26 protein-coding genes and 1 other annotated feature are annotated in these 23,328 nt (G+C 67.7%); of the genes, 13 read left to right on the forward strand and 13 right to left on the reverse strand.

The features are described 5' to 3' along the window. Positions 1-8: 8 nt before the first annotated feature. From HB662_RS10850 to HB662_RS10860, 3 genes are all read left to right on the forward strand, one after another. The gene (locus tag HB662_RS10850) at positions 9-752 is read left to right on the forward strand and encodes a response regulator transcription factor (RefSeq protein ID WP_168049739.1); all 744 of its coding nucleotides are present in this window, start codon (positions 9-11) and stop codon (positions 750-752) included. Next, positions 749-2,119 (forward strand): ATP-binding protein, encoded by a 1,371-nt coding sequence (locus HB662_RS10855; RefSeq protein WP_168049740.1) that lies wholly within the window; start codon positions 749-751, stop codon positions 2,117-2,119. The genes HB662_RS10850 and HB662_RS10855 overlap by 4 nt, the downstream gene beginning before the upstream one ends. 137 nt (positions 2,120-2,256) lie before the next feature. Further along, a complete protein-coding gene (locus tag HB662_RS10860; RefSeq protein WP_230411005.1) occupies positions 2,257-2,589 on the forward strand; it encodes a DUF411 domain-containing protein in 333 nt (110 codons plus the stop codon). A 322-nt stretch (positions 2,590-2,911) separates the two neighbouring features. On the opposite strand, the gene HB662_RS10865 is transcribed toward HB662_RS10860, so the two are convergent. The 4 genes from HB662_RS10865 to tnpA all read right to left on the reverse strand — a co-directional run bounded on the left by HB662_RS10865 (position 2,912) and on the right by tnpA (position 6,945). Further along, positions 2,912-4,146, reverse strand: a protein-coding gene (locus HB662_RS10865; protein ID WP_168049720.1) for an IS3 family transposase whose coding sequence is annotated in 2 segments (ribosomal slippage) — positions 2,912-3,852 and positions 3,852-4,146 — 1,236 coding nt in all. Because the reading frame shifts where the segments join, the coding sequence is not laid out codon by codon here. Then, positions 3,743-3,859 (reverse strand) — a sequence feature (AL1L pseudoknot). It overlaps the preceding gene by 117 nt. 382 nt (positions 4,147-4,528) lie before the next feature. Continuing rightward, a complete protein-coding gene (tnpC, locus tag HB662_RS10870; protein WP_168050075.1) occupies positions 4,529-6,067 on the reverse strand; it encodes an IS66 family transposase in 1,539 nt (512 codons plus the stop codon). A gap of 117 nt (positions 6,068-6,184) precedes the next feature. Next, positions 6,185-6,535, reverse strand: coding sequence for an IS66 family insertion sequence element accessory protein TnpB (gene tnpB / locus HB662_RS10875; protein ID WP_168049742.1), 351 nt, complete (start codon positions 6,533-6,535; stop codon positions 6,185-6,187). Continuing rightward, positions 6,535-6,945, reverse strand: a complete 411-nt coding sequence (gene tnpA / locus HB662_RS10880; protein ID WP_168049743.1) for an IS66-like element accessory protein TnpA — start codon at positions 6,943-6,945, stop codon at positions 6,535-6,537. Before tnpA ends, tnpB begins: the two co-directional genes overlap by 1 nt. A gap of 624 nt (positions 6,946-7,569) precedes the next feature. Between tnpA and HB662_RS10885 the strand changes: the two genes are divergently transcribed. The 10 genes from HB662_RS10885 to HB662_RS10925 all read left to right on the forward strand — a co-directional run bounded on the left by HB662_RS10885 (position 7,570) and on the right by HB662_RS10925 (position 14,873). Continuing rightward, the gene (locus HB662_RS10885; protein ID WP_230411004.1) at positions 7,570-8,013 is read left to right on the forward strand and encodes a hypothetical protein; all 444 of its coding nucleotides are present in this window, start codon (positions 7,570-7,572) and stop codon (positions 8,011-8,013) included. A 207-nt stretch (positions 8,014-8,220) separates the two neighbouring features. Beyond that, positions 8,221-8,424 carry a heavy-metal-associated domain-containing protein gene (locus HB662_RS10890; RefSeq protein WP_168049744.1) on the forward strand — a complete coding sequence of 68 codons (204 nt, stop codon included), beginning with the start codon at positions 8,221-8,223 and terminating at the stop codon, positions 8,422-8,424. A 286-nt stretch (positions 8,425-8,710) separates the two neighbouring features. Further along, complete coding sequence (gene copM / locus HB662_RS10895; protein WP_168050077.1) at positions 8,711-8,980, forward strand: CopM family metallochaperone; 270 nt, start codon at positions 8,711-8,713, stop codon at positions 8,978-8,980. 96 nt (positions 8,981-9,076) lie between these two features. Further along, entirely contained in the window at positions 9,077-9,691 is a 615-nt protein-coding gene (locus HB662_RS10900) for a Spy/CpxP family protein refolding chaperone (RefSeq protein ID WP_168049745.1), read from the forward strand. Position 9,692: 1 nt separating this feature from the next. Beyond that, positions 9,693-9,947: a DUF2933 domain-containing protein gene (locus HB662_RS10905; RefSeq protein WP_209443224.1), complete on the forward strand. Its 255-nt coding sequence runs from the start codon at positions 9,693-9,695 to the stop codon at positions 9,945-9,947. 29 nt (positions 9,948-9,976) lie between these two features. Further along, positions 9,977-10,414: a hypothetical protein gene (locus HB662_RS10910; protein ID WP_209443225.1), complete on the forward strand. Its 438-nt coding sequence runs from the start codon at positions 9,977-9,979 to the stop codon at positions 10,412-10,414. A gap of 14 nt (positions 10,415-10,428) precedes the next feature. Further along, the gene (locus tag HB662_RS10915; protein ID WP_168049746.1) at positions 10,429-12,798 is read left to right on the forward strand and encodes a heavy metal translocating P-type ATPase; all 2,370 of its coding nucleotides are present in this window, start codon (positions 10,429-10,431) and stop codon (positions 12,796-12,798) included. A 37-nt stretch (positions 12,799-12,835) separates the two neighbouring features. Then, the gene (locus tag HB662_RS29695; protein WP_280864153.1) at positions 12,836-12,964 is read left to right on the forward strand and encodes a hypothetical protein; all 129 of its coding nucleotides are present in this window, start codon (positions 12,836-12,838) and stop codon (positions 12,962-12,964) included. Between the two features lie 103 nt (positions 12,965-13,067). Beyond that, on the forward strand, positions 13,068-13,430 hold the full coding sequence (locus HB662_RS10920; RefSeq protein WP_245185575.1) for a c-type cytochrome: 363 nt from the start codon (positions 13,068-13,070) through the stop codon (positions 13,428-13,430). 117 nt (positions 13,431-13,547) lie between these two features. Continuing rightward, positions 13,548-14,873 (forward strand): MFS transporter, encoded by a 1,326-nt coding sequence (locus HB662_RS10925; protein ID WP_168049747.1) that lies wholly within the window; start codon positions 13,548-13,550, stop codon positions 14,871-14,873. Positions 14,874-14,976: 103 nt separating this feature from the next. Here the strand turns inward: HB662_RS10925 and HB662_RS10930 are convergent, their stop codons facing one another. The 9 genes from HB662_RS10930 to HB662_RS10970 form a co-directional block, all read right to left on the reverse strand. Continuing rightward, a complete protein-coding gene (locus HB662_RS10930) occupies positions 14,977-15,393 on the reverse strand; it encodes a CopG family transcriptional regulator (protein WP_168049748.1) in 417 nt (138 codons plus the stop codon). Positions 15,394-15,399: 6 nt separating this feature from the next. After that, entirely contained in the window at positions 15,400-17,376 is a 1,977-nt protein-coding gene (locus HB662_RS10935) for a conjugal transfer protein TraG (protein ID WP_168049749.1), read from the reverse strand. Between the two features lie 154 nt (positions 17,377-17,530). Then, entirely contained in the window at positions 17,531-19,288 is a 1,758-nt protein-coding gene (locus HB662_RS10940; protein WP_168049750.1) for a relaxase/mobilization nuclease domain-containing protein, read from the reverse strand. 312 nt (positions 19,289-19,600) lie between these two features. Next, entirely contained in the window at positions 19,601-20,317 is a 717-nt protein-coding gene (locus HB662_RS10945; RefSeq protein ID WP_209443226.1) for a lytic transglycosylase domain-containing protein, read from the reverse strand. Positions 20,318-20,430: 113 nt separating this feature from the next. After that, complete coding sequence (locus HB662_RS10950) at positions 20,431-20,961, reverse strand: S26 family signal peptidase (RefSeq protein ID WP_230411003.1); 531 nt, start codon at positions 20,959-20,961, stop codon at positions 20,431-20,433. Beyond that, positions 20,958-21,422 (reverse strand): DUF2840 domain-containing protein, encoded by a 465-nt coding sequence (locus HB662_RS10955; RefSeq protein WP_168049751.1) that lies wholly within the window; start codon positions 21,420-21,422, stop codon positions 20,958-20,960. Before HB662_RS10955 ends, HB662_RS10950 begins: the two co-directional genes overlap by 4 nt. Further along, positions 21,419-22,492 carry a replication initiator protein A gene (locus HB662_RS10960; RefSeq protein WP_168049752.1) on the reverse strand — a complete coding sequence of 358 codons (1,074 nt, stop codon included), beginning with the start codon at positions 22,490-22,492 and terminating at the stop codon, positions 21,419-21,421. The genes HB662_RS10955 and HB662_RS10960 overlap by 4 nt, the downstream gene beginning before the upstream one ends. Before the next feature lie 12 nt (positions 22,493-22,504). Beyond that, positions 22,505-22,789 (reverse strand): helix-turn-helix transcriptional regulator, encoded by a 285-nt coding sequence (locus tag HB662_RS10965; RefSeq protein WP_168049753.1) that lies wholly within the window; start codon positions 22,787-22,789, stop codon positions 22,505-22,507. Positions 22,790-22,913: 124 nt separating this feature from the next. Next, positions 22,914-23,306, reverse strand: coding sequence for a DUF2285 domain-containing protein (locus HB662_RS10970; RefSeq protein WP_168049754.1), 393 nt, complete (start codon positions 23,304-23,306; stop codon positions 22,914-22,916). Positions 23,307-23,328: the final 22 nt, after the last annotated feature.

A 23,328-nucleotide genomic window follows, 5' to 3' on the forward strand; every position in this document is an offset into this window, starting at 1 on the left:
AGTCAGCTATGCGGGCCGATCAATTGTCACCAGAAGCGCATCTCCTCGTTGTCGAGGATGACGGGGAGATGCGAAACCTGATCACGAAATTCCTGCGCCAGAACGGCTTCCGCGTCACTGGCGCGCGCGACGGGCGGGAGATGTGGGACGTGCTAGGCAGCGCCCCGGTGGACCTTATTCTTCTCGATGTCATGCTTCCCGGGCAATCCGGCCTCGATCTGTGCCGCGCCCTGCGCGCGAAGTCAGGCGTGCCGATCATCATGGTGACGGCGCGCGGTGAAGAGGCAGATAGGGTGCTCGGGCTCGAATTGGGTGCAGACGACTATATCCCAAAGCCGTTCGGCCGCGCAGAACTTTTGGCGCGTGTGCGGGCTTTGCTGCGTCGGTCCAGCGGCGCAGCTGGCGAGCCGGTGGCAGGCACGACGGGAGGCACGATTACCTTCGGCGGTTGGTCGCTTGATGCCCGGCGGCGGGAGCTGGCGTCCCCGGACGGCGTGGCGGTCGACCTCTCGGGCGGCGAATACGATTTGCTGCTGGCCTTCTGCGAGCACGCACAGCGGGTTCTGAGTCGGGACCAGCTGCTCGACCTGGCGCGGAACCGCCATGCATTCAACGGCACCGACCGGTCGGTGGATGTGATGGTGAGTCGCTTGCGGCGGAAGCTTGAACCGACCGACGAAAGCCCGACAGTGATCAAAACGATCCGCGGCGCCGGCTATATGTTGGTGCCTGCCGTGAAGCGCGGCGTGTGAGGTGGCTCGGCTGGCTGGTTCCCGGGACGCTTGGCGGGCGCGTCGTCCTTGTCCTGCTGGTCGGCCTGCTCACCTTCCATGTCGGCAGCCTTTGGGTGCACCAGGCGGGAACTGCGGCGCTGCTCGGCACGACGTGGGAAGCAGTGCTCGCGGAGCGTCTGGTTTCCGTCAAGCGCGCGGTGGTCGCGCTGCCGCTTGCGGAGCGCGACGGCACAGCTCATGCCCTATCAACCGCTAGCCTGGACCTGCATTGGACCGCAGACCCGGCCGTAAACTTGGTGGAGGAGGCAAGCTCACGCATTGAGGCGCTCCGGGCAAGGCTCGGCGAACTCGTGCCAGTATCCGACCTTGCCGGCCTTCGGCTGGGCTATGCCGAGCAGGGCGCGAATCAGGCCGACCCGGCGCGCCACCTGCTTCTAGGCGCACTGCCAATGGCGGATGGAACTTGGCTCAACTTCTCGGCGACGCTGCTCCGTTCGGGTGCACCCGAACACGCGACAGTATTGTCCACCACGGCCATGGGTGTGGGTATCCTCATCCTCGCGCTGTTCGTGGTTCGGCTGATAAGCCGACCGCTGCGCGCGCTGTCGGAGGCGGCGGACCGGATCGGCGGGGTGGGGTCGCAGGCGCCGATCCCGGAGGAGGGGCCACGTGAGGTCCGCCAGGCGGCGCAGGCCTTCAACCGAATGCAGGGGCGCATCGACCGTCTCATCGCCGACCGCACGCAGGCGCTGGCCGCCGTCAGCCACGACCTGCGCACACCAATCGCGCGACTGCGGCTGCGCGCCGGCTTCGTCGAGGATGGCGAGGCGGCGCGTGCGATTGATTCCGATCTCGACGAAATGGAGGCAATGATTGACTCAACACTCGCCTATCTGCGTGGCGAAACCGAAAGCGAGCCGCGCAAGGCGGCCGATTTGGTGGCGATGATCGAGACCCTGTGCGACGCGGCCGCCGATGCGGGCGCGGCCGTGACCTATACCGGCCCATCGCAGGCGAGGCTGGTCTGCAGCCCGGTGACGCTGAAGCGAGCGTTCTCGAACCTGATCGACAATGCCGTGAAATATGGAGGCGGCGCTCGTGTCGGGCTGATCGATGAGGGATCCCGGATCCTAATCCGAGTTGAAGATGACGGGCCCGGCATTCCAGAGGCGGACATGCAGGCAGTGTTCGAGCCGTTCCGGCGCCTCGAGACATCGCGCAATCGCGGCACCGGCGGCAGCGGGCTCGGTTTGACTATCGCTCGTCAGGCTGTCGAGCGGCACGGCGGTACGCTGCGGCTTTCAAATCTGCCCGCTACTGGGTTGTTGGCAGTAGTTACGCTACCGATATCAACAAACACATCGACAAAGGAGAGTGCGTCGTGACGCTAGGAAGACGTGGACTGTTTTCGGCGGGATTAACCTTGCTGGCTGCACCGGCCGCTGCGGTCGCGGGGGGGCTACCGCGCGTTCAGGTGTGGCGAGATGCGAACTGCGGCTGCTGTGGCGCGTGGGTGGAGCACATGCGCACGGCAGGCTTCGCCGTTGAAGACAATGTTGTGGGATCGGTAGCCGCTGCGCGCAGGGCGCTCGGCACACCGGCTGACCTGCTCTCCTGCCATGCGGCGCTAGTCGACCGCTATGTACTGGAAGGCCATGTGCCAGCGGTTGCCGTGAAGCGCCTGCTGGCAACGCGTCCCCCAGGTGTCCGCGGGCTCTCGGTGCCGGCCATGCCGCTGGGATCGCCGGGCATGGAGATGCCTGGCGCAGCGCCGGATACCTACGACGTAATCGCTTTCGACGGCACTGGCGGCCGAATGAGCTTCATGCGTTTCCGGGGCGGCGAGCCGGCCTGACCGCTTTGCGCGGCCACCCGGCAATCTCGTCCGGTGTTCCCGCTATATCCGCCGAAGCCGTAGAAGGAACCGACGACGCCGGTTCTCGCTGTGAAGCCAGGCGATTGGAAAGATGTGAAGCCGTTCGCCGAGGTTCGAAGTGGCGAGACGTAGCGGGCGGAGAAGATCGCAAGGCGGGTTGCGAAGCCCGCCGAATCTCGCTCGAGGCTGCTGGCGCCCGTGTGGATCGCGAATGTGAGACACGTGTTCGCGAGATTCACTCGCTTGGCCACGCCACACTGCTTGAACCGCGCCGGGTTTGCCGGAGGCTGTTTGGTGTGAGTCAGGCCGCCAGGGGTGTGGCTTCCTGGGCGGCATAGTAGCGCGCCTCCGCTTCGGCGGGCGGGATGTTGCCGATCGGCTCGAGGAGGCGGCGGTTGTTGAACCAGTCCACCCATTCGAGAGTGGCGAACTCGACGACCTCGAGGCTACGCCACGGCCCGCGGCGCCGGATGACCTCGGTCTTGAACAGGCCGATGACGCTCTCGGCCAGCGCGTTGTCGTAGCTGTCGCCGACGCTGCCGACCGACGGCTCGATCCCGGCCTCGGCCAGGCGCTCGGTGTAGCGGATCGACACGTATTGCACGCCGCGGTCGCTGTGATGGACCAGCCCCGTGCCCTGGACAGGCCGCCGGTCGTGCAGCGCCTGCTCAAGAGCATCGAGGACAAACCCCGCATGGGCCGTCCGCGACACCCGCCAGCCGACGATCCTTCGGGCGAAGGTGTCGATGACGAAGGCGACGTAGACAAAGCCCTGCCAGGTCGCGACGTAGGTGAAGTCGGACACCCAGAGCAGGTTCGGACGCGGCGCGAGGAACTGCCGGTTCACCCGGTCGGCCGGGCACGGGGCGCCCCTGTCCGGCACTGTCGTCCTTGTCTCCTTCCCGCGCACCACGCCGCGCAAGCCCAACTGCCGCATCAGACGTGCCACGGTGCAGCGGGCGACCGGCGTCCCCTCGCGACCGAGTTGGCGCCAGACCTTCCGCACGCCGTAGACGCCGAAGTTCTCGGCGTGGACGCGCCGCACCTCCGCCCGCAGCATCCCGTCTCGCTGCGACCTGGTCGAGCCTTGGGTGGGATCGGCGCGCTGCGCAACGCGGGCGTGGTAGGTGGACGGGGCGATCGGCAGGACACGGCAGATCGGCTCGACCCCATACTCACCCCGATGATCGTCGATGAACGCGATCATGGCTTCGACCGGCGGTCGAGCTCCGCCAGGGCAAAATACGCCGACGCCTTGCGCAGGATCTCATTGGCCTGGCGCAGCTCGCGGACCTCCCGCTCCAGCGCCTTGATCCGATCCCGCTCCTCGCTCGTGGGGCCCGCTCGCTTGCCGCGATCGCGCTCTGCCTGCCGCACCCAGCGCCGCAGCGTCTCCGCCGTGCAGCCGATCTTCGCCGCGATCGAACCGATCGCCGCCCACTGCGAGCCGTGCTCCCCGGCGCCGTCCAGCACAAGCCGCACCGCCCGCTCCCGAACCTCAGGCGAGTAGTTCGCCGCCGTCTTCCTTGCCGTCATCGCTCCATCCTCTCAACGGTTGGAGCCTCCGGCAAACCCGGCGCGGTTCAGCTTGCCGCGACGCTTACGCTGCCGCTGTTCGTACTCGAGATGGTGGGCCACCTTGTGCGTGCGCTGCATCTTTGGATAGCCGGCGCGATCGGATGGAGGTGTTCTGGTAACTGCATTTCGCCCTGGCCGCGGTGATGCTCTTCGGGCTTGGCCTGTGCTTCCATTTGAAGGGCTGACCGACCTGCTGCGCGGTGCGCCTAGCATGGACTCTCGCTGGTAGCGATCGGCACCGGCACCGCTTGGGCCTACTCGGTCGTGGCAGCTTTCGCGCCGGGGCTGCTACCTGCGTAAGCGTGCGCTGACGGCTGCGGCCGTTGCGGCTTGACGCGGCTCAGGTGGCGTCGGGCCGGAGGTTCCAGGGTGCGAGTTCGCCGATGCGGTTGATCGGGTGGTCGGCGATGCGGTCGAGGAGCACGCGCAGGTAGGCCTGCGGATCCCAGCCGTTGAGCTCGGCGGTGCCGACCAGGGTGTAGATGATCGCAGCCCGTCTGCCGCCCTCAAGCGACCCGGCAAACAGGTAGTTTTTCCGGCCCAGGGCGAGCGGGCGCATCCGGCGCTCGGCGGCGTTGTTGTGCAGGCAGGCGCGGCCGTCGCGCAGCACCGTCGTCAGCGCGTCCCACTGCGCCAACGTGTAGCGGATGGCCTTGGCCAGGTCCGACTTGCCGGAGATCCGCCGTAGCGTCGCCTCCAGCCAGGCATGCAGGTCCGCCATCACCGGCGCCGAGCGGGTCTGGCGGGCGGCGAGGCGGGCCTCCGGCGGCTGCCCATGGATGTCAGCCTCGATGGCGAACAGCGGCCCCATTCGCTCGATCGCCTCGCGCGCGATCGGGCTGCCGTTGGCCAGCATCTCATCGTGGAAGTAGCGCCGCGCATGCGTCCAGCACGCCGCCTCGACCACGCGGCCGCTCTCGTAGAGCGCGTTGAACCCGGAGTACGCGTCGGCTTGCAGGATGCCCTGGAAGTCGCGCAGGCGCTGCTGCGGATGCTCGCCCTTACGGTCCGGCGTGAACTCATAGAACACCACGGGCGGGTCGCGCCCGCCGAACGGCCGATCGTCGCGGAGATAGGCCCAAACCCTTGCCGTCTGCGTCTTGCCGCGGCCCGGTGCCAGCATCGGCATCGGCGTGTCGTCGGCATGGATGCGCGGGCCGGACAGCGCATGGCGACAGATGAACGCCGCCATCGGCTCGACCAGTGCGGCCGACCTGCCAACCCACCCCGCCAGCAGCCCCCTGGGCAGATCCAGCCCGTCCCGGGCGTAGATCTCTGCCTGGCGGTAGAGGGGCAGATGGTCGCAGTATTTCGAGACCAGCACATGGGCCAGCAGCCCCGGGCCGGGCCTGCCACGCTCGATCGGCAGCGAGGGCATCGGCGCCTGCGTCATCGCCTCGCAGCTCCGGCAGGAGAACGCAGGCCGGACATGGCGCACCACCTCGAACCGGCCGGGGCGGTATTCCAGAATTTCTGTCACGTCCTCGCCCACCTTGCGCAGCACCCCGCCGCAGGATCGGCAGGCGCAGCCGCCAGTGAGCAGGTGCTCGACATCCCGCCGCGGCAGGTTCTCCGGCAGCGGGCGGCGGCCGCGGCGTCGGACCTTCTCCTCCGGCGCCGGACCGTTGGCGATTTCATCCTCGGTGTCACCGTCGCCACCCGCGGCGGCGATGTCGGCGAGCACCCGGTCGAGCCGCAGTTCCAACTGCGCGACCTCACCGGCCAGGCGCTCCGACGATCGCCCGAACCGCTCATGCCGCAGTCGTGCAATCTGCACCCGCAGCCGCTCCGCCTCGAGTGTCTTGGCCTGCAGGCCAAGTTCCGCGATGCGACGGGCCGCGCGCTCCTCGGCCAGCTCACCGTGCAGCGCCGCGATCATCGCCGCCAGGGCGGCGGGATCCTCAGGCGGCGCGCTGTTCGGGTGCGGCGTCACGCAGAAATCGTCCCAAACACAGCCGCGTCGGGGCAAGGTGAAACTGCGCGGAACGCCGCATTTCTATACCGCGATCTCGGGCTTCCAGCTGGGCGTCGGCGTGCGCCAGTCCAGCCCCTCCAGCAGCATCGCCATCTGCGCCGTCGTCAACGTCACCGCACCCTGGCGCGCGATCGTCGGCCAGATGAACCGGCCCTTCTCGAGCCGCTTTGCCAGCAGCACCAGGCCCTGGCCGTCCCACCAAAGCGCCTTGAGGAGATCGCCGCGCCTGCCGCGGAACAGGAACAGGTGACCGGAGAATGGATCGGCTTTCAGCACCGTCTGCACTTGCGCGGCCAAGCCGTCGAAGCCCTTGCGCATGTCCGTCGCACCGAGCGCGAGGTGCACGCGCATCCCGGCATGCAGCGATAGCATCAGGCGTCGAGCGCCGCCGCCAGACGCCCCAGCACCTCAGGCCGGATCGTCTCGGAGATGCGCAGCACCCGGCCGTTTGTCAGCACCACCTCGACCATCGCTGCGGCCTTGACTGGTCGCACGACAGGCCTGCGCGACGACAATGGCGGGCACGGTGCCTGCCTGGAGGCCGCAGCCTCGACCACGCGCACCGGGACCAACGTCGAGGCTGCATCAGCGCGCACCACCCCAGGCATCGTTCCCTCTCGCACCTGGCGCCGCCAATCAAACAGCAAGCTGCGGCTCATCCCGTGCCGGTCCGCCACAGCCGCGACCGATGCCCCAGGCCGCGACAGCTCTTCAACCAACGCAAGCTTCTGCTCGACCGGCCACCGCCGACGACGCGCCACCACGCTGATCACCTCGCTCACACGACCGTCCGGCAACGACCTTACCCCTAGGCGTAAGGGCGCCAACGGACATCCGCGTCGCCCAGCATCACAGGAGATCAGCCGATCAGCGATACCCGCCACAAGGCAGTCAGCAGAGGACGCTTACCTACCTGCGCAGGCACTGGCGGTTTTTACGAGGCGGAGGCTGTCATCGCCACCCTGATCCTGCTTGACCGCCGGCTCGAGGCGCGGAGCAGGCACTGACATCGCCATCAAGAGCGCCGACGGGGTGCTTATACGCGGCGACCTACTCGGCGTGCCGAACGCCATTGCTCTTGGCCATGCTACGATCCGGAACATCCGCCAGAACCCGTTCTCGGCTTCCGCCTACAATGGCGCGCTGATCCCGGTGGCCGCGGGCGCACTGCATCCTGCCTTCTGCATACTGCGCTCGCCGATCCTCGCAGCAGCCGCGAAGGGACGCTCCAGCGTCTTGGTTCTCATTAAGGCATTGCGCTCAAGAAGCGTCCGGACGCCCGGGGAGCTACAGCGGAAGATCCCTACTCTTCCTCACACAACCCACCAGCGACGGAGCCGCGCAGCATGTCGTAGGGATGATCGCCGAGAAAGGTGTCCACGGCTCTGCTACAATGAGACAAAGTATTGCTGGTGGAGGACTTTTACAACCATTGGGGAGATTCGCGCATTATGAAGGGCTCGCGCCAATCGACGGTGCTCAAAGGTCCTTCGGTCGGCGTCAACAAGGGCGAGCAAGAGGAGAATGCCGTGATAGGACTGACCAGGGGTATCGGCGTGAGCTTGGCTGTGCTGCTCGCCGTGGGCGCAGCTGCGTGTGCACCGCAGCAGAATTCTCCCGCAGCGGCCTCAGCGCGGAGCGCGAGTGGCTCACAGGCACCGCCGGGCCAGGGAATGTCCGGCATGCAGGGACACAGTATGGGGGGCATGGATCATCAGGCGATGATGACGCACTGCGCCCAGATGCGGCAGTCGGTGCAGCAGGGTGCGCAGTTGTCCTCTGACATGCAGCAGATGATGACACAATGCGACCAGATGGACCGGTCCATGGGATCGCAGCGGACGCGCTGACAGCCTTTGTCCTCTTGGCCGAAAGACCTGGGCGTTAGGGGGCGATTTAAATCTTACTGGCGAACCTGGCGACAGCGGCCGATGCGCGGAAGGTTGCGCGAAATCGGCCGTCCAGGAAATCGCTTGTCGCACACTGTTGCGCCTCTTGACCTTACCCTTGTGGCAATCACCACATGTGAGGAGGCGAGATTTCATTAGGGGGGCGTTATGCATCGCTTTCGGATCACAAACATGAACTGCGGCGGCTGCGCGAAGGGCGTAACGGCGTCGCTCCGGCAGGTCGACCCGCAGGCGGAAATCGATATCAAGCTGGACACGCGCGAAGCCTCCGTGAAGTCGACCATGGATACAGCGCGTCTCGAGCAGGCGCTGCGCGATGGTGGTTGGCAGGCCGAGCGCATCACCGCCTGATCCCACGGCGACATGCTTCGTCCTGGCGCTGTGAAGCCGGAGATATACGCCGACTTGATGATGCAGATCGTTCAAGGGAAGGAAGCCATCTGATGCCTCGCAAATCCTTCGTGCTGTCTCTCGCAGCCGGCATATTTTTTAGCGCTGGCCTCGGTTACGCCGTGTCGCAGGGCATTTCTCCAGGGCATCTCATGCCGGACGGCACGATGATGCACGGCCAAATGCCGAATGCGCCTGGTCACACGCCCGGGATGCAGCACGCACCCACCGCGCAGCAGCTGGGCGCATCGGGCAGGCAGTCCCCTCGACCGTCGCCTTTCTAGCTGCGAACGAGAAGATGCACCGCGACATGGCCATCACTTTCACGGGCGATGCGGACCTCGATTTCGCGGCCTCCATGATCCCCCATCATGGGGGTGCGATCGCAATGGCGCGCATTCAGTTTGCGCACGGTCGGGATTTGGCGATGCGCCGACTGGCCGAAGCCGTGATCCGCGAGCAGGAGCGGGAGATCACCGAATTGCGTGCCTTTTTGGCGCATACGCCTCCCCGGTGACGCTCTGAGCCGACGCCGGGCGGCACCCTGCGCGCACTCAACCGGCTCCCGTTCGTCTCACAACACGGTTGCCCAACAACCGAAGAGGACAAGACCATGAGGAAGCTCAGCAGTTTCACAACGGCAGCCATTCTGGCGCTCGGAGTGGCCGGAACGGCGCTCGCGCAAGCGCCAGCACCTGCTGGCGGAGCAACCGATCCCCATCATCCCGGAGCGCCCACCGGCGCCCCGCAGCCAGCGACGCCGCCAGCCCAACACGGCGCGCCAGGTCCCGGCATGGCAGGCCCGGGTGCCGGAATGATGGGTGGCGACATGGGCCGCATGATGCAGCAGATGATGCAGAGCCGGATGGCAGCTGCATCGATGCAGCCCTTCCGCCGGATTGAGGGACATCTGGCCTTTTTCCGCGCTGAGCTGCGGATCACGGACGGCCAGATCTCTCAATGGAACGCGTTCGCGGATGCGGTTCGCGCCCAGAGCGACAGGCTTCGGCAGGCAATGCAGCAGGCGATGGGCAGCAGCACCGGCCCTGGCACCGCGCCAGAACAGATGGAGCGCCGTATCGCCCTGCTCTCCGCCCATCTGGAAGCGATTCGCGCGGTCAGCGCGGCGGCGACACCGCTCTATGCAGCGCTGTCCGAGGAGCAGCGCCGCACCGCCGACGAGCTAATGGCCGAGCACCTGCGCGGCATGCGGATGGGGATGCGGTGACATGGACCGCATGGTTGGCGTCCATGCGCAGGGCGCGCCATCCTGGTGGCGCACCCGCACCGGAATCGCCGTGATCGGCTTCGCGCTAGTCGCGGCCTTCTACGTCCTGCGAGAGCATTGGGGCCACGCGTTCGGCGCGCTACCGTATTCTATCCTCCTCGCCTGTCCGCTGTTGCACCTGTTCATGCACCACGGGCATGGCCACGGCGGAGGCGGGCAAAATGCTGGTTCAGATCGTGGCACCGGCGCCAAATGATGCAACTTGCGCCGCAAGGGTGGGCTGCCTTGGCCACCCCCGCGGCACGCTACCTCGCGGTCATGGTAGCCTTGAATCTGATCTGGGAAGTGGCGCAGCTCCCCCTCTACACGTTGTGGGCGGAGGGAACGCCGGGCGAGATTGCCTTCGCCGTCGGTCATTGCACCGGCGGGGACGCGATGATCGCCGCTGCCGCGCTGGCGATCGCGATACTGCTGACGAGAGCCTGGCAATGGCCGAGCCGGGGGTGGGGACGCGTCACCGTTACCACGACCCTGGCGGGCCTTGGATACACGGTGTTCAGCGAGTGGCTGAACGTCGATCTGCGCCAGTCGTGGGCCTACACGGCCGCCATGCCGCGCCTTCCGCCGTGGGGAACCGGGCTCACCCCTTTCCTTCAATGGCTGCTGTTGCCGCCACTGGCGATGCTGACAGTGCGGCCGCCCGCGCGACCTTTCGCGCGCTGAGGAGTTAGACGGACATGGAACATCACGGCCCCCACACCGCCCACGGCAAGCACGATCCTGAGCTTGAAGGGACTGCCTCGGCATCGGGAACCGTGAAGGATCCGGTCTGTGGCATGACGGTGGACCCGGCAAAGACGGCTCACCACGCCGATCATGCAAGGCATGCCTACCATTTTTGCTCAGCAGGTTGCCGCACCAAGTTCATCGCCGAGCCTGGTAAGTATCTGCAGCCAGGTGCCCCGCTGCGCGCCGAGGCTGTGGCGCCGGGCACCATCTACACCTGCCCGATGCACCCGCAGATCCGACAGCCGGGCCCCGGCAGTTGCCCGATCTGCGGCATGGCACTCGAACCTGAAACCCCCTCGGCCGAGACGGGACCCAACCCGGAGCTTGTGGATTTCACCCGGCGCTTCTGGATCGGCCTTGTGCTGACCATCCCGGTCTTCCTGCTGGAAATGGGTGGCCACCTGACGGGGATGATGCACCTCGTCGGCGGGCCGCGCGTCGGCAACTGGATTCAGCTGGCGCTGGCGACACCCGTGGTGCTCTGGGCTGGCTGGCCGTTCTTCGTCCGGGGCTGGCAGAGCCTGGTGAACCGAAGCCTCAACATGTTCACCCTGATCGCCCTGGGCACTGGGGTCGCCTGGGTGTTCAGCGTCGTGGCCACCTTGGCGCCTGATATCTTCCCGGCGGCCTTCCGCGCGACCGATGGCTCGGTTGCCGTTTATTTCGAGGCGGCTGCGGTAATCGTCGTGCTGGTGCTGCTCGGGCAGGTGCTCGAACTTCGGGCGCGCGAGCAGACAGGCGGCGCAATCCGCGCCTTGCTCGATCTGGCACCAGCCCAGGCCCGGCGGCTGCGGGACGACGGATCAGATGAGGAAGTCCCGCTGGCCGCAATCGTGGTCGGCGATCGGCTCCGCGTCCGCCCAGGCGACAAGGTGCCGCTCGACGGCGCGGTGCTGGAGGGCACCTCCAACGTCGATGAGAGCCTGGTGACGGGTGAGGCAGTGCCGGTCACCAAGACGGTGGGCGATCAGGTCGTCGGCGGCACGCTGAACGGCCAGGGCAGCTTCATCATGCGCGCCGATCGCGTCGGCCAGGACACGGTACTGGCGCAGATCGTCCGCATGGTCGCGGGAGCGCAACGTTCCCGCGCGCCGATCCAGCGCTTGGCCGATCAGGTCTCTGGCTGGTTTGTGCCGGTGGTGGTGGCAATAGCCATAGTTGCCTTCGCGGTCTGGGCGATATGGGGACCAGAGCCGCGCCTCGCCTTTGCTTTGGTCGCCGCGGTGACGGTGCTGATCATCGCCTGCCCGTGTGCGCTAGGGCTGGCGACACCGATGTCCATCATGGTGGGCGTGGGACGGGGCGCGCAGGCCGGCGTGCTCATCAAGAACGCCGAGGCGCTGGAGCGCATGGAGCGGATCGACACGCTGGTCGTGGACAAGACCGGCACCCTTACCCAGGGGCGGCCGGACGTGGTGGCGGTGATCCCGGCGGTGGGCGTGGCCGAGGATGAGGTTTTGCGCTTAGCTGCGGGGTTGGAGCGGCCGAGCCAGCATCCGCTCGCTGAAGCCGTGGTGCGGGCGGCGGAGAAGCGCGGCTTGGCCGTACCGGCGGTCGAGGGCTTCGATGCGCCAATCGGACGTGGCGTGACGGGGGCGGTCGAGGGACGCCAGGTCGCGGTTGGTAACGCCCGTCTGATGGACGAGGCGAAGGTGGATGTCGGCGCGCTGTCGGCGGAAGCCGAGCGCCTGCGTGGGGATGGCGCCACCGTCTTCTTCGTGGGGGTGGATGGCCGCGCCTTCGGAATTGTCGCCGTGGCCGATCCAGTCAAGGCGACGACACCAGCGGCGCTCGCGGGTCTCGCGAAGGATGGCGTGCGGGTGGTGATGCTGACCGGCGATAACCGCACGACGGCGGAGGCTGTGGCGCGGCGCCTTGGCATCACAGAGGTCGAGGCGGAGGTTCTGCCCGAGGACAAGCAGCGCATCATCGAAAAGCTGAAGGTCGAAGGGCGTCGCGTGGCGATGGCGGGTGATGGCGTGAACGACGCGCCTGCGCTGGCGGCTGCCGAGGTCGGCATCGCCATGGGCACGGGTACGGCCGTTGCGATCGAAAGCGCGGGCATCACGCTGCTCGGCGGTGACCTCATGGGGATCGTTCGAGCGCGGCGGCTGTCGGAGGCCGTGATGGGCAACATCCGGCAGAACCTGTTCTTCGCCTTCGCCTACAACGCTGCCGGCGTGCCGATCGCCGCGGGCGTGCTGTATCCGATATTCGGGATTCTGCTCACGCCCATCATCGCGGCGGCGGCGATGGCGCTATCGTCGGTGAGCGTTGTGGGCAACGCGCTGCGGCTCAGGGCGACGCGGCTCGATTGAAGATGCCTGATCGCTGCTGAGGAGGGCACGGAAGAGTATGATGAATGAAACGATGATGAGTGGCGGGATGTTCTGGGGAATGGGTGTGGTTGGGCTGCTGTTCCTTGCCCTTCTTGTCCTGGCGATCCTCGCGCTTGCCAAATACGTGTTCGGACGACGCAACTGATGCGGGTTCATTCCCACCTGCTCGCCGCGGCAGTAGGTGTAGTCGTGGCGGCGGCGCTCGCGGGGGGGGGGGGTGGAACCTGTGGAGACCAAGCAGTGATAGCTTGGAGGGAGACGAGGCAAGTATCCATCTCGGGCGGCGCGTTTATGCGGAGAACTGCGCCTCCTGCCACGGTGTGAAACTCGAGGGCCAGCCGAACTGGCGGACGCGCCGGCCGAACGGCCGCTTGCCCGCGCCGCCGCATGACGCCACAGGCCACACTTGGCACCACCCGACTGCCCAGTTGATCGAGTTGACCCGCAAGGGGGTCACCGGCCTTGTGCCGGGCTACGAGAGTGACATGCCCGCCTTCGAGGGCGTGCTCACCGACGCAGAGATCGCGGCTGTCATTGCCTATATTGCCAGCACTTGGCCGCAAGAGCTCCGGCGCCGGGCGGAGGACGTTCCCAAAGGGGCCAGCCGATAATGGGGGGGGGGAAACGTCCAGCATGCCTACTGTTCAATCGAATCCTGACTTTTGGTGTCGCTACCGGCGCGTGTCGCCGTTCGTTTGATGCCATAGAATGGCACACGGATGCCCTCCATGTTCAGCCCGCTTGCCAACCTGACCTATCGCCGCCTGTTCGCGGCGCAGGTTTTGTCGCTGCTCGGCACGGGCCTCTCCACGGTCGCGCTGGGGCTGCTCGCCTATCACCTCGCCGGCGCCGATGCCGGGACCGTGCTGGGCACGGCGCTGGCAATCAAGATGATCGCCTATGTGGGCATCGCGCCCGTCGCCGGAGCCTTCGTGCATCTGGTGCCTCGGCGCAGCCTGCTGGTGGCACTCGACCTGCTGCGCGCCGCGGTTGTACTGGCGCTGCCCTTCGTGACCGAGATCTGGCAGGTCTATGTGCTGATCTTTGTGCTGCAAACTGGCTCCGCCGCCTTCACGCCGACCTTCCAGGCGACCATCCCCGACATTCTCCCGGATGAGGCCGGCTACACCAAGGCGCTGTCTCTCTCGCGCCTCGCCTACGACCTGGAGGCGCTCGTTAGCCCCGCGATCGCCGCTGCGCTGCTCGGGTTGATCGGATTCCATTGGCTGTTCGCCGGCAATGCGCTGGGCTTCCTCGCCTCGGCCGTTCTCGTGCTGAACGTGGCGCTGCCCTCGCCCAAGCCACTGGCGACGGAGGAGGGCGCCTGGGGCCGCATCACGCGCGGTGCGCGCATCTACCTTGCCACGCCCAGACTGCGCGGGCTGCTCGCGCTGAACGTCACAGTGGCCATGGCCGGCGCGATGGTGATCGTGAACACCGTGGTGCTCGTGCGCGCGGGCTTCGGCCTGGGCGCAGCCGAGCTGGGCTGGACGCTGGCGGCCTATGGCGCCGGCTCCATGCTTGCCGCACTCGCGGTGCCGCGGCTGCTCGACGGCGTGATGACCGACCGCACCGCCATGTTGGCCGGTGCCGGACTGCTTGTTGCGGGCTTGCTGATCGGGCTGCTGGTGCCGAGTTGGTCGATGCTGCTGCCGCTTTGGATGCTGCTGGGCCTTGGCAACGGGCTCGTGCTGACGCCGAGCGGACGGTTGCTACGACGCTCAGCTCATGCCGGCGATCGCCCTGCATTGTTTGCGGCGCAGTTCGCACTCAGCCACGCCTGCTGGCTTGTCGCCTATCCGGTGGCAGGGCGGTTCGGCGCTGCAGCGGGCATGGATGCCACCTTCCTGGTGCTCGCTGCGCTCGGCGCCGTGGGGTTGGTAGCGGCCATGCTGCTGTGGCCGAGGAATGATGCCGAGGAGGTCGAGCACATTCACGATCAGCTTCCACCCGGGCATGCACATCTGGATGATGCGCGACCGGATCCGACGGGCGCGCTTCGCCACCGCCATGCCTTCGTGATCGACGACCTTCACCAGAGCTGGCCACGGTAGAATCAGGCGCGATGCGCTGATGGGTCAGAGGCGTTCGGGCGGGATGGTGAGGATGGTCACGGCATCCTTCGCTTCGTCACCTCCACCGAAAGCGTCGCCGCCGCTAGTCGGATTGACTTGGTTCACGCTCAGAAGCGACCTCATCTGCAAGACCCCGGCTTTGAACCAGTCGGCGTCCTAGCGCCTCTATAAATGCCTGGTAACGTTCTCGTCCCTTGGCCTGAGTGGCGGCCGGAGCAGTGTCCGGTAATGCGGGCGTACTGGTCAGCCAGAACCGTACGAACAGGGCTAACGCCTCATTGCCGATGGTGGTGTGGCGTTCCAGCCGCTCGCTGACACGCGACAGGCGATCGAGCCGACGTGCGAGGGCTGCCTCCAGCCGCTCAGGACCGTCCGGCGACAGGTAGCTCTCGAGTGCGGCCTCGACCACGACGGCTTGGCTCATGCGCTTGCGCGTCGCGTAATCGGCGAGGCGGCGCATCAGACCCGGGGGCAGCCGGAAAGTTGCCTTGGTCCTCATGGCGGGTCAGAGGGCAATGCCGTCATCGGGGTCGAGCGCCGCCTGGCGTACCAAGCGACGTGCGCGCGCCGCGAGGGCCCGCGTACGGGCGACATCGTCGTCCTGCTCGTCCTCCGAGAAGACGAACTCTTTATCGGACGGCGGCCCTGGCTCAGGCGCGATCTGCTCATGCTCCGGCAGGGTAGGCTCCCGTCGGATGCCGCCCTCCGTATTGTCGATCGCGGCGGAGGCGGATTTTGCTGCCTCAAACGCGGGGGGCTTAAGCGCGCTCCAGTCATCCGGGCGGGGCACTGACGGCTCAACCGATACGGGGTCCGGCGGCGCCACCACGCGTGCGCGAAGCTGCCTGTCCTCGTAGTAGCGCGCCTTCAGCGCGCGGATTGGCGGGCAGCCCGAGACCAGGACGATCTCATCCGTCGGTGGTAACTGCATCACCTCGCCCGGCGTCAGCAGCGGCCGCGCGGTCTCCTGGCGGCTGACCATGAGGTGGCCGAGCCAGGGCGAAAGGCGATGCCCCGCATAGTTCCGGCTATCCCGAATCTCAGTCGCAGTGCCGAGCGCATCGGAGACGCGCTTCGCCGTGCGCTCGTCATTCGTCGCGAAGGCAACGCGGACATGGCAGTTGTCGAGGATCGCGTTGTTGGGTCCGTAGGCCCGCTCGATCTGGTTCAGGGACTGCGCGATGAGGAAGGACCGGATGCCGTATCCAGCCATGAAGGCGAGCTGGCTTTCGAAGAAGTCGAGCCGCCCGAGTGCGGGGAACTCATCCAGCATCAGCAGCAGCCGATGACGTCGCCGATCGTTTTCCAGCGCCTCGGTCAGGCGCCGGCCGATCTGATTCAGCACGAGTCGTACCAGCGGCTTGGTCCGCACGATGTCGGAGGGCGGGACGACGAGGTAGAGCGTGACCGGCTCGCGCGCCTCGACCAGGTCGGCGATCCGCCAGTCGCAGCGGCGGATCACCTGCGCGACGACCGGATCACGATATAGACCGAGAAAGCTCATCGCGGTCGATAGAACACCGGATCGTTCATTTTCCGACTTGTTGAGCAGCTCTCGCGCGGCGGAGGCGACGACAGGGTGTGGCCGGTTGCCGAGATGGGGCGTCGTCATCATCGCCGCCAGTGTGCGCTCGATCGGGCGGCGTGGATCGGAGAGGAAGCCCGCGACGCCGGCGAGCGTCTTGTCCTGCTCGGCGTAGAGAACGTGCAGGATGGCGCCGACCAGCAGGGAGTGGCTGGTCTTCTCCCAGTGGTTCCGTCGCTCCAGCGCGCCTTCGGGGTCGACCAGGATGTCGGCGATGTTCTGCACGTCGCGCACCTCGCTGTCGCCGCGGCGCACCTCGAGCAGCGGGTTGTAGGCGGCGCTCGCCGGGTTGGTGGGGTCGAAGAGCCGCACCCGGCCGAAGCGCGCCCGCCAGCCGGCGGTGAGCTGCCAGTTCTCGCCCTTGATGTCGTGGACGATGGCCGAGCCGGGCCAGGTCAGCAGTGTCGGCACCACGAGCCCCACGCCCTTGCCGGAGCGGGTCGGCGCGAAGCACAGCACATGCTCGGGGCCGTCATGCCGGAGGTAGCGCGGCGCGAACCAGCCGAGGACGACGCCATCGGGGGCAAGCAGCCCGGCGTCTCGCACTTCGCGCTCCGTCGCCCAGCGGGCCGAGCCGTAGGTGGTCACGTCCCGGGCCTCGCGGGCGCGCCAGACGGACATGCCGATGGCGATGCCGATCGCCGCGAAGCCACCGGCGACGGCGATGATGGCGCCCTCGTAGAACACGCTCGGCGCGTAGGCGTCATACCAGTACCACCAGAGGAAGAAGGCGGGCGGGGGGTAGACCGGCACGCTCCCCCAGACGTCCATCGGTTGCCCGAGCTGCGCTTGGTAGCCAAGGCGCCAGGCGACCCACTGCGTCGCACCCCAGACCGCGGCGAGGACGATCAGGAAGACGACCAGGACCTGACCCCAGAGGATCTTGGTGGCGGTCATCGACGGGTGGGGAGCGCGGCGGACATGCCATGAGAGGTGCGCGATTGACGCGGTGACCTTCAAGCGGCCAGCGGCCGGCATCGTGCCCGCGGCGAGCGCATCGCGCGAAACGGCGGGGACGCCTACCTAGCCGATGCGGTGGCGCGGCATCCGCTCAGAGGCTGAGGCCTCGCTTGCGCGTGGGTGTGAGCTCGAGACCGCCGCCAGGCGCAATGCTCCCTGCCACGGCCAGCCCTCGCTGTCGCTCCATTGATGGCTTCCACGGTACAAGCTGGAAGCCCAGCCCGTCTTCGATTATCGCAAAGCGCCCCGAGGCCAGGTCGAGGCGTCGGGTGAACACCCCGGAGACAGGGTCACCCTCCCGCGCCGGCCGCCATGACTTGCCCGTCTCGGCCGCTACCCGCGCGGCAGCCGCCTCCACCTCGCGCTGGCGCAACGTGTTGAGCAGGTCGCGCGCGAAGACCACGCGCTGACCCTGCCGTCGTGCGAGACCGGCCGCGACGAGATGCTCGGTCCGGCGCGCGAGCGCGCCCTCGATTTCCGCACCGAAGCCCTGCCCCGCCAGTGGTAGCGCCCCGCGGTCCAGCAGGCGCCGGTCCAGCCAGGTCGTGCCATTGGCGGTGACCTGCGCCTCGACCGAAAGATCCGACCGCACGACCAGAGCGCTGCGTTCCCTCCCGCCGACGTCCTGGTAGCGACGGAGTTCGACGACCGCACCTGGGTGCCCGTCGCCGGTTGCATCGATATCCGCGAAGCGGACATGATGCACGCGGCCATCGACGCCGTCGATGATCGCGTAGCCGCTGCCCTTGAGCTCGTCGGCGATGCCGCGCTCGAGGAGGCGGCCGATGATGGGCTCGGGACGGTCGCCATGGATGGCGAAGTCACCGGCCGCGCGCTCGGCACCGAGGCCCTGCATGGCGCGGTGCATGGTCCTGATGATGTCGCCGCGGGTGCCGAGGTCGCGAAGCGTCTCCTCCATGCCGGGCTTGAGCGTCCAGACCGCGGGACCATGCCGGTCGGCGAGACCGAACCGCTCCAGGGTCTGCGCCCGGCCGATCATCAGCCGGCGGAGTTCCGGATCGGCAGCGTCCGCGCCGCCGGGGCGCAGGTCCAGGATGCCGCCACCCTCATCGGCGGCGGCGCGGAGGGCACGATCGAGACCGGTCCAGCGCTCGGCACCGACCTCAGCCTCCAATGCGCTGCGGATCTCCTTCTCGGTCCGCGGCCCAAGTTCCAGCTCGACCAGCGCTTCGGCGCGGCCGCGGAAGCCGCGCGAGATGTAGTCGCGCGAGATCACCAGGTCGCCGCCATCCTGGGCCCGGCCGCGCACCAGGACATGGACGTGGGGGTTGTCGGTGTTCCAGTGATCGACCGCGACCCAGTCGAGGCGGCTGCCAAGATCCTGCTCGGCCTGGCGCATCAGGTCGCGCGTCCAGGCCTTCAGGTCTGCGAGCGCGGGCGCGTCCTCCGGGCTGACGATGAAGCGGAAGTGGTGCCGGTCATCGGCGCAGCGCTCCGCGAAATCCCGGCCGTCGGCATTGTCGGTGCCCGCGCCGAAGAGCTGGGCCTTGGCGCCGACGCGCGTCACCCCATCGCGCTGAAGGTAGCAGATGTGGGTGGCGAGGGAGGCGGAGCGGAAGCGCGTGCCCTGATGGCGCACGACGCGCGCCTTGATCACGACGCGGCGCGACGGCGAGCGAAGCGCTGCCTGTGCCGCAGCGGCGCGGCCCCGCCCGAAACGCGAGCGGTTGCTAGCCCGCGACCCGCCGCCAAAGCCGGGGCCGGTATGGCCGGCCTTGCGGACAGCTCGCATGACCTGACCGACGAAGCTCTGCGACCGGCGGGTTGGCGCACGTGTGTCGCCGATGCGGCCGGGGCGGACGTTCAGATCGTCGTCGCGGGTCGTCATGGCCGCCGAGCCGCCGGCGCGCAGCGGCGGCTGGCGCTGAGGCCGTTGATTTGCTTTGGATTTTGGCAGGAAGAGCCAGCCGCCACTTCGGCGCGAGGCGGGGATTTCTGTGTTGGATTAGTGACATACGTCCGACCGCCAGCCCTGCTTTTATCTGGCAATCGGCGGTCGGGGTTCCTGAGATGCCCGGCTCTCCACTTCCGTTGTCCCTCCCGGCGGTATCCGATGACACTACAGCAGCACATCAGCGCGCGCGGGGGGGCGACGCATGCTGAGCGGAAAGGGGCTGCGCGATCCCGCGCTGCGTGGCGGTCACTGATCATGCCCACCGCTGCCACGACGAATGGCGAAAATGTGGTCGCGATCGGTTCCCGGGCCGTCAAACTCGGGCGCCTCGGCTGTTCGGGATCTGCGAGCCATCGGCTGCGCCGCTTGCCCACCGGCGGTGATCGATGTGTCCGCGACAGGCACGAAGATCGACCGGGCCAGTGCTGCTGTCTCCGCCGGTGCGTCACCGCCGAGCAGCACAAAGATGCCGTCGGGACCGTGCGCCGTTCTCGCCGCAAGCTGGCCAGGCGCCGCATTGCCAGCGCCGCCGGTCATCATCGGCGCGAGGGCCGCGACATACGCTCGCGTCTCCGCCGGCAGCGGCTGTCCGGCCACCAGATGGGCCTCCACTCGTCCCGGACCGGCGTTGTAGGCCGCCAGCATGAGCGGCGCCGATCCAAAGCGGTCCAGCATCTCCCGAAGGTAGGCGGTGCCCGCCAGGATGTTGTCCTGCGGTGCGAAGGGATCGGCGCCGAGGCCGTGCCGCGTGCGCAGGCTTGCCCAGGTCGCCGGCATCACCTGCATCAGCCCCATGGCGCCACGGTGCGACACAGCGAGCCGATCGCCGGCGCTTTCGGCGCGCATGACCGCCCTGATCCAAGCCTCTGGGATGCCGAAGCGCTCCGATGCAGCCGCAATCTCGGCGCCGTGAAGCGTCTGCGCCGCCGACCCGGTCGGCAGCAGACCAAGTAGCAGCAGCAAGGCCGCGATGAAGTGGAGCGACCGGGACGGGAGGGAAGACGCGTGGCGTCCAGCGCGCGCTGTCGGAGCGCCGTGCGTCGTCGATGGGCGTGCGTGGAAAGGGGGCGTTTTGCTCACAGTCCGCGCTCCGTGATCCAGATCGGGCGAAGCCTGGCGACGATGCTGTTGCGCGGGATGGGTCCGAAGTAGCGGCCGTCAAGGCTGTCGGGCTCCGCCGCATTGAGCAGGAACACCTGATCGGATTCGAGCCCGTGGCATCCGTGCCAGGCCGGCAGCGGGCGGCCCAGGCGGTCGGCGACGCGACGATGCGCCACCCTCTGGTCGTCTACCTTGATGGCGTCACCCATCGCGCACACCACCTGCGGCGGCAGAGCGACGACGTGCTTTAGAAGCGGCACCCCGCGCGCGACGTAGCCGCGCTCGTCGAGGAACCTCGCCAGCGGCTCGGGCGGGCTAACAAGCACCAGGTCGCCCAGTGCGACATCGTCGGCCGGTGCCGCGATGTAGAGGCCGAGCGGCACGCTCGCTGATGCGTTCCAGATGATGCGCGGCTGCCAACCCGCGATTGCCGGGACAGCGATCAGCCCCAGCCCGGCCAGTATGGCCGCGAGGGGCACCGCGCGGCGTCTGCGCAGCGCCATCATGCGTCGATCCTCCGGCGCAGCAGCCAGGCGCGGTGGCGCTCGCGCGTGTAGGCGCGCGGCTGCTCGCCGGCTGCCAAGCGGTTCATCACGTGCCGCCAATGGTCGGGGCAGGCCTCCTCCGGCGCGACGCCCGTCTGCTCGACCGCATCGATCGCGCGCAGCACCTCGTTGACCTTCGGCCAGCCGGAGATGCGCAGCAGGATTTCTGCCCCCGGCGTCACGAAGCCGATCGTGCTGTAGGCCTCGCCAGGCCCAACCGCGCGCAGGATGTCGATGCGGCTGACGACGGTGCCATAGCCGTTCGACGCCCACCGCACGAACGCGAAGACCTCACCCGGCGCAAAGGCGACGACGCGGCGGCGGCGGTCGAGGATCGTCTCTTCGGCGATCCGCCCGAAGCGGATCCAGCGCTCGACGCGGCCCTCGAGCCAGAGCAGCTCGACGCCGGTCAGCGCGGTCATGGCGCGCCCTCCCGTTCCCCGTCTCGGTCGGCTTTCCCGCCGGGCGGGCGCCCCACTACCAGTTTAGAGTTAGACTCTCTATTAGACTCATTAAGCGGCCGAATTTCGTTGTCGTGGCAATGGTTTGCGGGGCATTCCTGCGCCTGATCTGCCGATAGTCCTGCGCCTGATGTGCCGATACCTTCTGCGCCTGATCTGCCGTGCTGATCCACAGGCGCACGTATGTTATCCACAGTTTGCCCACAGAGTTGTCCAGGCGAGATGTGGAGAACTTCGGCCCCTGCGGCCGTCCGTTGAACAGCCAGCCGGTAGCGCGGGAGTGGCTGCCGGGCTGCGATGCGGCGCAGATCCAGCGCGAAGTCGGTAAAGCGCGCCAGGCTGCCGGATTTGGCGTGCAGGTGCCGAAACTCGAACGCCCAGCCGCGCGGCTGATGGCCGGCATGCTTGCGTGCGATGCGATACAGCCAGCGCTCGATGCCACCGGTCAGACGGAAATAGGCCGGGTCGATCGTCAGCACGAGTTGTTGGTCGAGGACGCCGCGGTGGAACCAGTCGGGCAGGATGAACTCCATCCCCTCGCAGCGGCCGGAGGCCGTGACGCGCTCCTCCCATTCGTTGATCCAGGAGAATTGCTGGCGCCGCCACTGCGCGCCGTTGCGGATCGTGGTGCGGACGGCCGTGGATTGCAGGCGCGCCAGGGCGGCCTTGAGGAGGAGGTACTGGTGCTGGCCGGCGCCTCGGCCGATGGCCGTCAGCAGGTGATATGGCGTGAAGCGGAGGAACCGTGAGGTTGTCACCCCGCGTTCCGCTGCTGCGACGATCTGCGAACCGGCCCAGATCAGCACATCGGCGTCCCAGATAGTCGCCATGCCGTGCTCGGGGACGGCGTGGACCTGCACCTCGATGCAGCCGGCGCGGTACAGGATCGGTGCGGTTCGACGGCCTTTTGCCAGCGAGAAGAACGGTCGCTCCATGAGATCGCGCTGGTCGCGGCGCGGCGGACCGTCCTCCGGCAGCGCGTCAAAGGGGCTGAGCCGGAGCCGTTCGCTGCCGGCATTTTTGGGGTGCATTTGGCGACGCCCTCAACGCCGGGCCGCGCCGGCATAGGCCGGCGAGACTGCCGCATGGCGCTTGGCGGGCAGCACGGTCGCGCCCGTGTCGTCGCTGGTCGAGGCCTTGGTGCCGCGGTTCACCCAGGCCTGGAGGTCTGTGACGGCATACACGACGCGGCCACCGAGCTTCGAGTAGCGCGGGCCGGTGCCATAGGTGCGGTGCTTTTCCAGGGTGCGGCCGGACAGGCCAAGGAAGCGGGCGGCCTCGGGGGTGCGGAGATAGCGCGGCGGCAGGCCGGCATTCGGGTCGGGCATCGTGAGCCTCCGGTGACGTTGTGGGATGCAGCGCATGGGGCGCGGCGGTCAGGTCGGAGGCTGGCGAAGGGGAGCAGCGTCGGGGGAGTACGAAGGGACGGGCCGGCTGGGCGTACCCACACCGTCAGCGCGCGAGCTTCACGCGCGGGCCCTGGCGAAGCAAACCGCGATAGCCGCCGTCGCGCAGCCGGATGGCGTCCGCGACCAATCGCATGGTGCGACCGCGGAGGTCATGGGACTTCCAGGCCGCGCCCACGGGTACGCGCGCTGGTCCGAACAAGCCCGCCGCCAGCTGCCTGTAGCTGGCACCGGTGTCGCGTCCGTCGAGGGCGCGAAGAGCCTGCACGAGCCGATGCCGGCGCTGCCTGGTCATGTCGTCCGCGGGCAGATTTCGGTCATGCAGCGCGTGCCAGAGGCGCAACACCGATCCGAGACGCTGCGGAAGGTGTTCGTCGAGCGGGATCAACGCCCCAAGCGGCGCTCCGTCGGGCGTGCCGGCGACCACCCAAGTAGGCATGGCAAGCTTGCCGACGGCGCCA

This window comes from Falsiroseomonas frigidaquae, from assembly GCF_012163145.1.
GTDB classification, from domain to species: domain Bacteria; phylum Pseudomonadota; class Alphaproteobacteria; order Acetobacterales; family Acetobacteraceae; genus Falsiroseomonas; species Falsiroseomonas frigidaquae.

Coding starts and splice junctions, on each gene's coding strand:
- HB662_RS10860 (WP_230411005.1), top strand. CDS start 2,257: ATGCGCACGGCAGGCTTCGCCGTTGAAGACAATGTTGTGGGATCGGTA.
- HB662_RS10940 (WP_168049750.1), bottom strand. CDS start 19,288: ATGACGACCCGCGACGACGATCTGAACGTCCGCCCCGGCCGCATCGGC.
- HB662_RS10955 (WP_168049751.1), bottom strand. CDS start 21,422: ATGACCGCGCTGACCGGCGTCGAGCTGCTCTGGCTCGAGGGCCGCGTC.
- HB662_RS10850 (WP_168049739.1), top strand. CDS start 9: ATGCGGGCCGATCAATTGTCACCAGAAGCGCATCTCCTCGTTGTCGAG.
- HB662_RS10960 (WP_168049752.1), bottom strand. CDS start 22,492: ATGCACCCCAAAAATGCCGGCAGCGAACGGCTCCGGCTCAGCCCCTTT.
- HB662_RS10950 (WP_230411003.1), bottom strand. CDS start 20,961: ATGATGGCGCTGCGCAGACGCCGCGCGGTGCCCCTCGCGGCCATACTG.
- HB662_RS10900 (WP_168049745.1), top strand. CDS start 9,077: ATGAGGAAGCTCAGCAGTTTCACAACGGCAGCCATTCTGGCGCTCGGA.
- HB662_RS29695 (WP_280864153.1), top strand. CDS start 12,836: ATGATGAATGAAACGATGATGAGTGGCGGGATGTTCTGGGGAATGGGT.
- tnpC (WP_168050075.1), bottom strand. CDS start 6,067: ATGATCGCGGCGCTGCACGGTGAGCTGGCCGAGGAGCGCGCGGCCCGT.
- HB662_RS10970 (WP_168049754.1), bottom strand. CDS start 23,306: ATGCCTACTTGGGTGGTCGCCGGCACGCCCGACGGAGCGCCGCTTGGG.
- HB662_RS10925 (WP_168049747.1), top strand. CDS start 13,548: ATGTTCAGCCCGCTTGCCAACCTGACCTATCGCCGCCTGTTCGCGGCG.
- HB662_RS10965 (WP_168049753.1), bottom strand. CDS start 22,789: ATGCCCGACCCGAATGCCGGCCTGCCGCCGCGCTATCTCCGCACCCCC.
- HB662_RS10890 (WP_168049744.1), top strand. CDS start 8,221: ATGCATCGCTTTCGGATCACAAACATGAACTGCGGCGGCTGCGCGAAG.
- HB662_RS10935 (WP_168049749.1), bottom strand. CDS start 17,376: ATGACCGCCACCAAGATCCTCTGGGGTCAGGTCCTGGTCGTCTTCCTG.
- tnpB (WP_168049742.1), bottom strand. CDS start 6,535: ATGCTATCGCTGCATGCCGGGATGCGCGTGCACCTCGCGCTCGGTGCG.
- HB662_RS10915 (WP_168049746.1), top strand. CDS start 10,429: ATGGAACATCACGGCCCCCACACCGCCCACGGCAAGCACGATCCTGAG.
- HB662_RS10905 (WP_209443224.1), top strand. CDS start 9,693: ATGGACCGCATGGTTGGCGTCCATGCGCAGGGCGCGCCATCCTGGTGG.
- HB662_RS10930 (WP_168049748.1), bottom strand. CDS start 15,393: ATGAGGACCAAGGCAACTTTCCGGCTGCCCCCGGGTCTGATGCGCCGC.